The sequence below is a fragment of the Postechiella marina genome, assembly GCF_039538365.1.
In the GTDB taxonomy this organism is placed as follows: domain Bacteria; phylum Bacteroidota; class Bacteroidia; order Flavobacteriales; family Flavobacteriaceae; genus Postechiella; species Postechiella marina.
On record NZ_BAABCA010000005.1, the window covers coordinates 476,055 to 488,813 of the forward strand.

The 12,759-nt window shown below is 32.0% G+C and carries 7 protein-coding genes; 1 reads left to right on the plus strand and 6 read right to left on the minus strand.

Annotated elements, in window-relative coordinates; all coding sequences use genetic code 11:
• Nucleotides 1-90 precede the first annotated feature (90 nt).
• Complete coding sequence (locus ABD715_RS13450) at nucleotides 91-1,251, plus strand: helix-turn-helix domain-containing protein (RefSeq protein ID WP_344788796.1); 1,161 nt, start codon at nucleotides 91-93, stop codon at nucleotides 1,249-1,251.
• A 33-nt stretch (nucleotides 1,252-1,284) separates the two neighbouring features.
• Here ABD715_RS13450 and galB read toward each other — a convergent pair whose 3' ends face one another.
• The 6 genes from galB to ABD715_RS13480 form a co-directional block, all read right to left on the minus strand.
• Nucleotides 1,285-3,744 (minus strand): beta-galactosidase GalB, encoded by a 2,460-nt coding sequence (gene galB, locus ABD715_RS13455; protein ID WP_344788797.1) that lies wholly within the window; start codon nucleotides 3,742-3,744, stop codon nucleotides 1,285-1,287.
• A 247-nt stretch (nucleotides 3,745-3,991) separates the two neighbouring features.
• Nucleotides 3,992-5,857 (minus strand): sulfatase family protein, encoded by a 1,866-nt coding sequence (locus ABD715_RS13460; RefSeq protein ID WP_344788798.1) that lies wholly within the window; start codon nucleotides 5,855-5,857, stop codon nucleotides 3,992-3,994.
• Between the two features lie 23 nt (nucleotides 5,858-5,880).
• Complete coding sequence (locus ABD715_RS13465) at nucleotides 5,881-7,470, minus strand: sulfatase family protein (protein WP_344788799.1); 1,590 nt, start codon at nucleotides 7,468-7,470, stop codon at nucleotides 5,881-5,883.
• Nucleotides 7,471-7,699: 229 nt separating this feature from the next.
• Nucleotides 7,700-9,220 carry a sulfatase gene (locus ABD715_RS13470; protein ID WP_344788800.1) on the minus strand — a complete coding sequence of 507 codons (1,521 nt, stop codon included), beginning with the start codon at nucleotides 9,218-9,220 and terminating at the stop codon, nucleotides 7,700-7,702.
• Between the two features lie 11 nt (nucleotides 9,221-9,231).
• Nucleotides 9,232-11,883 (minus strand): hypothetical protein, encoded by a 2,652-nt coding sequence (locus ABD715_RS13475; protein ID WP_344788801.1) that lies wholly within the window; start codon nucleotides 11,881-11,883, stop codon nucleotides 9,232-9,234.
• A gap of 169 nt (nucleotides 11,884-12,052) precedes the next feature.
• Nucleotides 12,053-12,757 (minus strand): response regulator transcription factor, encoded by a 705-nt coding sequence (locus ABD715_RS13480; protein ID WP_344788802.1) that lies wholly within the window; start codon nucleotides 12,755-12,757, stop codon nucleotides 12,053-12,055.
• Nucleotides 12,758-12,759 lie beyond the last annotated feature (2 nt).

Consider the following 12,759-nt stretch of genomic DNA (forward strand, 5'->3'; position numbering starts at 1 on the left):
TTAGCGGTTACTTAAAAAGTTAATTTAAATTAACACCCCTTATTATTACTGTGTTTTGATAGTATTTCTTGTTTCTTTACTTTTACAATTATGAGCCCACACTTAGATACATCTATTATTAAAACATATCTTTTAAAAATATGCAATGATCGCATGTTTGAAAAATCGCCTAGAAATGTTAGATTATTAAAATTTTTAGTAGAACAAGCCATAAAAAAAAGCGATGTTAGCGAGTATATTGTTGGCACAGAACTTTTTCAAGACAGTTACACCCCAGAAAATAAGGATAGTAAAGTAAGGGTTTATATGTACAACCTGCGCAAAAAGCTAAAAGAGTATTATGCAACTTCTGGTAAAGATGATAATTTAATTTTTATTGTAGAAAAAGGACAGTACAACTTAAAATTTCAAGAACGAAATACGCAAAAAAATACTAAATTAAAGGCGACTATTAATAAAAAAATATTATGGGGAGCTAGTATTTTTACACTGCTACTAACGGTTTTATTTATTTCTAAAAAAATATTTAAAGAAGACCTTTATTGCTGGAATGATTTTTTTAAAAGCTCGTCTAACATATGCGTTATGGCAGATCAAACCATGATATACAAAACTGTAGGTTTAGAGCGTTTTGCTACTATGAATTTTTACATAAACAATAAATCTGATTTTATAAATTATGTTGAAAAACACCCTAACGACTCTATTAAATTAGCCAATTACACTCTACTCTCTAAAATGGCACCTTTTTCTGTAAAAAACCTTACTGAATGGTTTTTAAAACATAACAGTAATTTTTCGCTACGATTAGAAAGCAGCTTTGAAATGGACGAAACCAGAACCAATAATTTACTGTATATAGGTCAATTTAAAACCATGGGAACATCTAAATCTATCTTTTTAAAAGATAGTCATATTTTTAAACACAATACAAATGTTAGTAACTTTGTTGTTGTTAAAAACGGAAAAGAAAAAACATACAGTTATAAAATAAAAGAAGGCATATCGTATGAATATGCTATGGTGTCTTATAATGCTCTAGAAAACGGTAAAAAAGCTCTGTTTTTTGTATCTAACAACGACATAGGTGTAATGGCTACTGTAAATAATTTTATGAATAAAAAATGGCTGGCAAATTTTTATAAAAATTTACCAGCCAATAAAAAATATTTTAATGCTTTATTTGAAGTAAAAGGTATTAACAGAACAGAAATTGACTGTAAACTTGTTGATTTTGAAGCTTTAAATTAAGAAACAAACGCAACGCTTATACTTCTTAAACTGTTATTTAGTTTCTACAACAATCTTAGCGCTTCCTAAACCTTTAGATTTTGCATTTAATGTTATTAACCCGCTTTTATTAGAAGACTTTAAAATGGCTAAGCACATACCGCTAAATGCTTTTCTGTGGTTGGCTTGAAAAGACTCTAAACTAATTTGGTTACCATTATCTACAGCTTCTAAATTTCCTGCGCCTTTTACAGAAAAGAACACTTGGTTATCTGCATTAGGACATAAGTTTCCATTTTTATCTTCAATTCTCACCGTTACATAAGCTAAATCTCTACCGTCTGCATCAATAGTTTCTCTATCTACAGACAAAGTAACTTTTGCAGGCTTTCCTGCTGTAAAAATTTGTTCTTCTTGAACCACTTTTCCATTTTTATAACCAACAACTTTTATGTTCCCAGCTTGATATGGCACCTCCCAAGATAAACGATATTTAGATTGAAACGTTTTTGGTTCGTATCGTAAAAAATTAACTTTCAACTCGGTTAAATCTTTTCCTTTAACTTTTTTACCCATAGATTTTCCGTTTACAAAAAGTTCTGCAGAATCACAGTTTGTATAACAATATACTGGTATATTTTGCCCTTCCATACCTTTCCAGTTCCAGTGAGGTAAAAGGTGAATCATTGGCTTTGTTGTCCAATGACTTTGGTATAAATAAAATCTATCTTTTGGAAATCCACACAAATCTACAGCTCCAAAATAAGAACTATGTGATGGCCAATCTCCATTCCAATATCCATTAGTAGAGTTGTCTTTACCTCCATAAGGAGTTGGTTCTCCTAAATAATCAAACCCTGTCCAAATAAATTCTCCCATATTATATGGGTTTTGCTCTTGAAAATGAAACTCTACATCTGGCGGGTAAGCCCATGGAGGACCTATTAAATCGTAACTCGTTACATGTAACGACTCGTGTGTTTTATACTTCTCTATTGGCAAATGGTATACACCACGACTACTAGTACAACTTGATGTTTCTGATCCATACATTGGTAATTCTGGAAACTCTTCGCGTACCCATTCGTATTTTGTAGGCTTATAATTTATACCTGCTATATCCACTTGTTGAGCAAAATTAAAAGTATATGGATTAGGAAAATTATTCATTCCCATTGTAGTAGGACGTGTAGGATCTATTTCTTTGCAATAGTCACTTAAACGCTTTGCAACTTTCCAACCGTTCTTTTTATCTTTTTGCTCTATAATTTCGTTACCAGTACTCCACATAATAACAGATGGATGGTTGCGGTCTCTACGAATCATATCTTTAATATCGCGTTCTGCCCACTCATCAAAAAACACATTATATCCATTTGGTACTTTTTCCATTTTCCAAACATCAAAAGCTTCATCTAAAACCATAAGTCCTAATTCGTCACACAGTTCTAATAAAGTACGAGATGGCATATTATGACTTGTTCTAATGGCATTAACGCCCATATCCTTCATTATCTGAAGTTTTCTCTCGTCTGCCCTTCTATAAATAGCTGCTCCTAAAGATCCGTTATCATGGTGTAAACACACACCATTAAAACGTACTTTTTTATTATTTAAAAAGAATCCGTCTTTTGTAAAAGCTATAGAACGTAATCCTATTTTTGTTTCATAAGTATCTACTACTTTTCCGTTTTGATTAATTGTAGTAACTACTTTATATAAATTAGGAGTATCTGTATCCCAACGCTGTGGATTTTCTATGTTACACCATACATTTGAAGTACCCGAAGCATTGGCAGCTACTTTTATATCTTCTTTTGCAGATGCTACTTTTTTACCATCAGGAGAAAAATAATCATGATTTACAGTTACATCAACAGGTAATATGGTTTTGTTAGTAACCGTAGTTTCATTTTGAACCACAGCCAATTTTTCGGTTACTGTTGGCGTTGTAATATATGTTCCCCAATGTCCAACATGCACTCGCTCGTCTACCTTTAACCAAACAGAACGGTAAATCCCAGCTCCTGGATACCAGCGAGAAGACAAATCTTCTGGTTGTAAACGCACAGCTATAACATTATTAGATCCATCGTATTTTAAATGTTTACTAATATCAAACTCAAAACCAATATACCCGTAAGGTCTGTTGCCTACAAACTCTCCGTTTACCCAAACATGGGCATTATACATAGCTCCTTCAAACTCTACACGTACTACCTTACCTTTGGCACTAGCATCCATTTTAAAGTTTTTACGGTACCAACCTGTACCATGAAAAGGCAACCCTCCACAACGTGCATTATATTTTTCGTCAAAAGGCCCTTCTATAGCCCAATCGTGTGGTAAATCTAATTTTCGCCATTTAGAAGTGTCAAAATCTGGTTTTTCGGCACCTTCTGCTTCAGCATTAAAAAATTGCCACGACGCATCAAAATTTGTTGTTTGCGCATGCATTTCGGTAATTGCTACTACCGAAATTAACAGCGTTAAAAGAAATAGTTTCTTCATCATTTAATTAATTTTCAATATGAGTGTTTATTTAAGTTTACGATATTAAAGATTTAATACATATTCTATGATGACATATGTTCTTTTTTATGAGCCATACCGCTTATTTACAAATTTATTAGAAACACAAAAACCAATAAATAGCTGACTACCAAAATATAACAGAACTATACAATATATTAACAAAAAAGGAGAGTATTAAACTAATACTCTCCTCTTGAAAAAAAAACTAACTATTTACTACTAACTATTATTTTGAATTTAGATATAATAATCGTCTTAATACCTGAGGCTCGTCCAATACTATTTTATTGATTTTAGACTCATTAATATTAAAGTTATAATGCTTTTCGCAATCTTGCATTAACACTATAGAGTTTAATATTAATAACGCTTGAGGTCCATCTTTACAAGTATACAAGGCCTCTGTCATTACAGATACCGGATTTGCGCTACCTGTTAAGCCTAAAAATTCTGCTGCACGAACTCTGTTTACTAACTCACTATCGGTATTAGATATATTTTTTATTGTTGGTGCTAATTCTTTTGCTTTCGCTCCAAAACTACTACTTGCTATAAGTGCCCAATAACGGTCCCAAGTATCTTGAGAGTTTAAGCTTTTTTCTAATTTAGATTTTACTTTATCAAAATCTAAAAGGGCATAATTGGCTATTTTAGAATACCTTGAAATATCTTTTTTGTGTAATTGCCCATAAGCTACAGGATTATTAAAGGCATTGTTAATTAAATAAAATTCTGGGTAAAAAGATAAATCTGGCATACTTTTAATGCGTTTATTTAAATTACACCTTAGGCTTTTTAATGTATTTTTATATTCTAATTTACCTGCTAAATTATTTGTTTCGAACGGATCTTCTTCTACATTATAAAGTGCTTCTACCGCTTTAGGCTCAAAAAATTGAGACTGTACAGCATTTAGCTTATTGTTTTTATACATCTCTATCCATTGCTGATACCCCAATTGTTTATACCTGTAGTTATTCATTAAGCCATCAAAATTAAAAGGCTCGTAATTTCTAACATACTTATATTTTCCTTTACGTACAGCACGTACCATATCGTATTTCTCATCCATTCTATTAGTATAACTAAAAGTTTCGTCGCGCTTATCTAATTGTTTTTTAGAAATATTTTTACCCAAAAATGGTTGTCCATCAATACCTTTAGGAATTTCTACACCTGCTAGATTTAATACAGTTGCTCCAAAATCTACAAAACTTACAAAAGCGTTTGTTCTTGTTCCTGCTGCTACTGGCGATAAATTTTTGTACTTCTCTGGTATGCGTACTACTAAAGGCACATGCACTCCTGTTTCTTTTATATACCCTTTACTTCCTGGTAAAACACCACCATGATCTCCGTAATAAAAAATAATTGTATTCTCGTAAAGCCCATCTTCTTTTAATTGCGCAACAACCTCTCCTAATTGTCCATCCATTTCTTGCATTTTATCGTGATAGCGCGCGTTGGTATATCTAAATAAATCTGTTTGAGGATGTACCGGAAAAATAGCCATAGAAGCTTGATTAGCTTTTGTAGGTACTTTTACATCATCTTGTGTAAAATGTAATCTGCTTTCGTGCGTAGTCCCTATGTTAAAAACATGGAAAAAAGGTTGGCCTTTTTTTCTATCTCGCCACGTTGCTTTTTTAGAAGAATCGTCCCAAACATTATCTGCTTTAAAAAGATTGTAATCTTCTTTAGAGTTGTTTGTAGTATAATAACCAGTTCTTTTTAAATAAGCAGGAAACATCTCTACACCATTAGGCAAAGGTACTTGCTTTAAATTTCTATGATAATGAGTTACCAAACGTGGTCCATAAGACGAAGCAATTAGAGTAGACCTTGCTGCACTACATACTGGTGTATTTGAAAATGCATGGTCGAAAACAACACCATCTGTGGCTAATGCTTCTATATTAGGGGTTTCTACGCCATACTTTTCGTCAAATAATTTTAAATAATGTTTAGAATTATCTTCTGAAACTATCCAAACTATATTTGGACGTTCTTGACTGTTTGTTTTTTTAAAACTAAAAAAAACTAAGCCTATTACTAATAATGATTTAAACTGTAAAAATTTTAAATTAATCATGTTATTCTCTATATTAATACTACCTACTTATTTTTATTCTTTAATGCTATTTCTTGTGCTTTTTGCCTTAATACCTCTTGATAATCGCCCGTTAAAAAAGGTTTCTTCTCTTCAGCATTTGCTTTTCTATTAAATAAAACCGCATACTTCTTGTAATCATGTATTTCTAAACCATTAGATACTAAATGGTTATACTTTTCGTCGTACAACTTACGCATAGTTTCTAATTGCTCTTTATATTCTGGTTTATTTACACAGTTATTAAGCTCCAAACGGTCTTTGCCTATGTTAAACAGCTCTTCTGTTGGCTGCATACTTTTGTTTGCATATTGCCAATAAATATATTTCCAGTCTTTGGTAACTACAGTTAATGCTTGAATTTCGTCATTACCCCACATATTGGTTAAAGCTATAGACTCACGCTTAAACTCTTTTGCATTAGACATTAATGGAATTAAATTTTCTCCATCCATGTTTTTAGGCACATCTATACCTACATAACTTAAAATAGTTGGTGCCATATCTATATTTGCTGTAACGTTATTTAGCTTAACACCTCTTTTATTTTTTGGCAAACGCGGATCGTAGATAATTAATGGTGATTTTGATGCTTCTTCGTATGGTAACACTTTACCTCCAAAATTATGAGCCCCACAACTGTAACCATTATCACTTGTAAAAATGATAATAGTATTATCGTCAACCCCTAATTCTTCTAACGATTTTCTTATCATACCTAAAGAATAATCAACACCATGTATAAGTTGATTATATCCTTTTATAGCTTCTTGATATGTATCTTCTGTTTCTCTCCAAAAATTGTAAGCATTATATTGTCTTCCAGATTTTGCTTGTGGCGATAAATGCGTTGCACTTTCCGCACCATAATTAGCTGGTTTTTTATATGTTTTATCTTTATAAACGTAATCGAAATATTTATCTGGTGTAAACGGTAAGTGTGGTGCTTTATAACTTATAGACATACAAAATGGTTTGCCTGATGCTTTTGCAGATTTTATAAAATCGTGAGCCCAAGCTCCATAAGCTCTAGAACTATGCGGATATTCTTTGGCATATTGAGCTATTGTTGGGTTTTTGGATGTTTTGTAATAGGTTTGCCCAGGGCCACCACCCCAAACATCAAAATTATCTATAGGTAACACGTCATTTGTATCTTCTTTCCAACTTTCGCCATTAGATACTGCAAAACCAAATTTACCCGCAAAACCTGTATAATAACCTGCTTCTCTTAAAATTACAGGGTACGATTTTTTAAATTTCTCTGGTTTTAATGGACCATGCATAAAATTACAACCCGTTTTATACTCGTACATACCCGTCATTATTGTTGCTCGGCTAGCCATACAAATTGCTGTTGTGTTATAATGGTTTGTAAACATTACACCATCTTTAGCCAAATTATCCATGTTTGGTGTAACAACCTGACTGTTACCGTAGCATCCCGTTGCAATACTTGTTTGATCGTCTGATAGTAGAAAAACTATATTTGGTCTTTTTGGTGTTTCTATACTTTTTTCACCCTCTTTCTGCTTACAGCTAAAAAAGCTTAAAACACAAAAAAACACTAATGCTAAAGATTTGTATAAAGTCATAATTATTATTTATAGATTTATCAACCTTGTAAAGGTCTTAAACTACTTTGCTAATTTCGGCAAGAAACTAACAAAAAATAGCAATAAATGACTTTTTTAGTATATCTATTATCTACATCCAAACTAACACATCGCTAGTAATAGGAGGTTATAGACATAAAACAACTATACAAACACTATACTTTTAAATAAAAACAAACTTTGTAGTGCAATACCTTTTAGGCTAAAATTATTGTAATTTATTTAAATCCCTTCCTAATTTAATACTTGGATCTTGGTCTGCATCTACATAGTTTTTAGGTTTATCATAATGCTCCTTCTTTGCCTGCACCCTATTTAATGGCACGAATTTCTTTAATTTCTGTATCTCTTTTTTATAGTTTTTATTATTAATTAAATTTTTAATTTCCAAAGGATCTTTAACAACATCATACAACTCTTCTGTACCTGATAAATAACTTATATAATGAAGTTGAGGAGTAACCACCGAAGTACCACTTGCTGACACTGTAATACCTGGATAGTCCCAATTTGATTTAGTATTTTTTAGTAATATTGAAAAATCGCGACCTTCAATATTTTTCTTTTTAGGCAAATTACATAAGCTTACCAAAGTAGGGTACATATCTAATAAACTAACCGTTTTATTACTAATATGTCCTTTTTTCATACCTGGAAGCTTTACTAACAAAGGTGTATGCACTACTTCTGCCCAAAGCGTACTTTTCTTATAACGCATTTTTTCGCCTAAATGCCAACCGTGATCTCCCCAAAGCATAACTATTGTGTTATCTGCATGCCCGCTTTTTTCTAGAGCATCTAGCACCATACCCAAACAAGCATCAGCGAAAGATATACTTGCCAAATACGCTCGTGTTGCCTCTTTTTCTAAACCGTGTTTTTTAACCCACTTATACTCATCGGTTGCTTTAAATTCTGGCAATCCTTTTTTGTTTAAAATATCGTCTAAATCTTTCTCATTAACTTTTGGAGCTTCAAGTTTATTTAAATCATACATATCAAAAAACTCTTTAGGAACAAACCAAGGTAAGTGTGGTTTTATAAACCCTACCGACATAAAGAATGGTTTATCAAAATCGCGTTCTAATTGATTTTTAGCCCAATCTGCGACTGCATAATCAACCGTTTCTTCAAAATTATCTTTTGTAGGCCCCCAACTCAGTTTACAATTCTTCTCTTTAAAATCTGGGTTTTTAACACCGTTTATAATTCCCGATTTACCAGAGGTTACATATTCGCTATCTGCCTTATCGTTATTATAGCGTCTTCCTCTTGCAAATTCATCATAAGCCCAAGCTCCAAAATCTGTGAATCCATTTTTTGTACCATGTTTATGAAAAATTTTACCATTAGATAAAGTATGATAACCATTCTTAGAAAAATATTCTGGAAGTGTCGCATTTCTTTTAACAACATCAGAAAATGTCATATCATGCCCATTGCCATAAATTCCTGATGTACTTGGCAAAAAACCAGATAGGATAGCCGATCTAGATGGCCCACAAATTGGCGCAGCACAAACTGCATTTTTAAATACCATAGCGCCATTGTTATAAAACTTATCCATATTTGGCGTTATGGCTTGTTTATTTCCTCCTAAAGGCCCTATCCAATCGTTAATATCATCTATAGCTATAAATAATACATTGGGATGTTTTTGCTTAGACTGAGCAAATAAACTTGTGGTTAAAACTAATGTAACCAATAAAAAACTAATTATACTTCTCATTTTAATAACAATTAATATTCAAAATCTACAAAACGTAAAGCGCCTGTTGGCACACTTAATTTTATTGCATTAGATATTTTAATTTTTTCGTTAGATAAAATATCCACACCTTTAATTGGTTTTTTTCCATTAAAAGAAATGGTTGCCTCTCTTTCTTGCGGATCTAAATATCCTGGATCTAATAAAATAACACGCACATGCTTTTTATCTATTTGTATAGCACTCCAAGAAGCTCCTTTTACAACTATTGGCAATTTTGCCTTGCCTTTAGCAATAATATTTTTAAACGTATCTTGATATGTTTTAGCAGAAACAAATTCGTTATTTAAAAATCCTTTTTTACCATTACTAACAGTATACAACACCTTATTTTTTTGAAGCTTAGTCGCTGTTTTAAAAGGGGCAATAGGCACCATACCATGTGGCATTTTAGGTAAATAGTTAGTCCACCTATAATCTACACCCAAAGCAATTTTAGAATAATCGTTTTCTGGAATACTCGCTCCTGCCCAATGCATTTGCGCAACAGAAAACACAGCATCGTCATCATCCATTTTATATTGTTTTAAATTATGATGATTATCTACCGAGTGTATTAAATGAGCGTCGACATCTTTTATTAAATGCCATGAGTTTATAGAACGTATATCTTCTTTTTCTACAATAGGTAAAACACCAGATTTCATTAAAGCATACAACACTTCCAGTCCTGGTTTTTCTATAAAAGTACCTTCAAAATTAACTCCAAATCTACCGCCATAAGCAGCCATTAAAACTCCTTGACGTAAATATGGAGAAACAGAACGTTGCCCTCCAGGACTTAAAGGTCTCCAGCTTGTTGGGTTATCGTCTATTAATCGCATTGCAAAATCATCAATATAACCTCCAGAATGCATACCAATTCTCCCTGCTAAATTAACATCTTGCGTTCTCGAACTGGTATCTTCTGAGGCGGGAACAAGAATATCGCTATACTCACCCGAAAAAAATAAGTTTTTCCATGGCGATAAATTATTAGTTAAGGCCCAAAACATATTCTTATACCTAAAGTACAGTTTAGCTTTATTATGTTTTCGTATAGCTTTCGCTAATCGAGGAATATATTCTTCTACAAAATGAATAACTCTTGGGTCTTTTACATCATCCATTTCGGCATAAATAAAACCATAACAAGTTTTGGGTGCTACTTCTAAAATAGCCTCTAAAGTTTCTATTCTAGTATAAAATGGGTCGTTGCCATGACCAGCCCATAACACAAAAGGTTCGTTTTTAGCTTCGTACAACTTAGCCCGTTCAATAATTTCTTCTCTAGACAAATTGTACTTTTTTCTTTTATCTTTCTTTAAAGCACTTTTTCCTATTTTAGCTACTAAATCGTCTCGATTTGTATTTTCTGACCACGTGCCACGGTTGTCTATAAATACAATATCGTTACCATTAAGCTTTTTAACTTCGCTTGGTAATTCATGCTTACTAATCATCATCCAAGGCTTGTTTGATTTTTTTTGATAAGAAGGCATTTTAAAATTAAGTACATCCTTATATAGCTTTACAACATTGTCTTGTACCTCTTTATACCTCCCTATATTATCATGGTTTTTGTTAAACCAATTTTCATTTTTTAAATTATAGGCGTATACACCATTTCCTCCTCCAAGATCTCCTATTGTAAATAAGGTGTTGCGCTTTGCATCAAAAACCATATCAGAATATGTGTTGTTTTTATACTTAACACCTGCTTTGTGTATGGGGTTACCTTTTAAGTCTAAAACATACAAAATGCTTCCGCTTTTCATTACTACTTCATCTTTAAAAGGCTTTAATATTTCGCCTTGTGTATGTGCATAACGCTGCGTATCTTTTTTATTTGCAATGTGTTTACCTATTACATTAAAATTAGCATCTAATGCTATATAAGTAGCTTTCCAAGATACATCGCCAAACATTAAAATATCGTCTTTTCCATCTTTATTAATGTCTGCAATTTTAAAATCTGTAAGCATGACTTTAGACATCTCTTTTAAAGGTGATTTTTTTTGTGATAACGATTTTATTATTTCTTTTGAATTTGAATCTATAATTCCGAAAAACTCCCATCTAAACTTATCGTGCCCATAAGTCATTACAAATAGATCTTCTTTATTTTTGTGAATAAAATTACCCGACTCTATTTTTCTAACCGAACCATCAATTTTAGTCTCGGATACTAACTTTCCTTTAGAGTTTAACTCATACAATAAATAGTTATTACCTCCTACAAAAATTTGAATTTCATTATTATTTACAACAGCTACTTCTGTAAATCGCACTTTATAACCTGGGTTAAACTGCCATAATAAATCGCCTTTATAATTCCAACAATATATATTACCATCTCCGCTTGCAGCTAATAACTCATCGTTTTTATCTCCAGTAACATCTTCTGCTATAATTTTAAACATTACTGCTGCAGACAATGGCTTATACCTCCAAAGTTCTTTTCCTGTTGTAGAATATGCAGAAACGACTCCGTCTAATTCAGAAAAATAAAAAACCGATTTTCCTTTCGCCTCTCCTATTACACCATTTCTAATTCCATTTCCTTTGGTTGCAAAATTTTGAGCAGATCCATAAGCAAACAGCATTAAGCAAACTAGTAAGCTTATTTTTTTAAAATCAATCATATATATCATCTTTATAATGTGCTTATAAAATTTCCCTTTTTTAAAAGAAGTATTATATATATGCGTAAATCAATTGTATTTATTAGTTAATTACTGCTTGTATATAAAATATATAACAAAAAAAATCCAACAAAACTGCTGGATTTTTAATATTATAAAACGAGTAAGTTTAGGCGTTAACTACCAACCTAAAGCCTTCGCCATGTATATTTAGTATTTCTACTTTAGGATCTAATTTTAAATACTTACGTAGTTTTGCTATGTAAACATCCATACTACGAGATGTAAAGTAATTATCGTCTCTCCAAATTTTTGTTAATGCTAGTTCTCTTGGCATTAAATCGTTTTCATGTAAGGCTAATAAACGTAATAATTCGTTTTCTTTTGGCGATAATTTTACTGGATCTCCACCTTCGTGACGTAAAAAACGTAATTTAGAGTTTAAGTCGAAGCTTCCTATTTTAAACTCAAACTGTTTGCTGTCTGAAATTGTTTCTGTGGCTTTACGCTGTATTATAGCTTTAATTTTCATTAATAAAACCTCGCTATCAAAAGGTTTATTTAAATAATCGTCTGCTCCTACTTTATAACCTTTTAAAACATCTTCTTTCATTGCTTTAGCAGTTAAAAATACAATAGGCACATCTGTGTTTTTTTCTCTAATTTCTTTAGCTAAAGTAAACCCATCTTTATAAGGCATCATAACATCGAGAATACACAAATCGTAATCGTCTTTTTTAAACTTTTCGAAACCTTCCATACCATTTTTGGCATGTACGACATCGTAATCGTTCATGGTTAAATAATCTTTAAGTACGGTTCCAAAATTCGGGTCGTCTTCTACTAATAAAATCTTTTTATTTTGCTCTTCCATTA

Bases quoted from the DNA above. Each gene is read 5' to 3' on its own strand.
- ABD715_RS13450 (WP_344788796.1), top strand. From the start codon at position 91: ATGAGCCCACACTTAGATACATCTATTATTAAAACATATCTTTTAAAA.
- galB (WP_344788797.1), bottom strand. From the start codon at position 3,744: ATGATGAAGAAACTATTTCTTTTAACGCTGTTAATTTCGGTAGTAGCA.
- ABD715_RS13460 (WP_344788798.1), bottom strand. From the start codon at position 5,857: ATGATTAATTTAAAATTTTTACAGTTTAAATCATTATTAGTAATAGGC.
- ABD715_RS13465 (WP_344788799.1), bottom strand. From the start codon at position 7,470: ATGACTTTATACAAATCTTTAGCATTAGTGTTTTTTTGTGTTTTAAGC.
- ABD715_RS13470 (WP_344788800.1), bottom strand. From the start codon at position 9,220: ATGAGAAGTATAATTAGTTTTTTATTGGTTACATTAGTTTTAACCACA.
- ABD715_RS13475 (WP_344788801.1), bottom strand. From the start codon at position 11,883: ATGATTGATTTTAAAAAAATAAGCTTACTAGTTTGCTTAATGCTGTTT.
- ABD715_RS13480 (WP_344788802.1), bottom strand. From the start codon at position 12,757: ATGGAAGAGCAAAATAAAAAGATTTTATTAGTAGAAGACGACCCGAAT.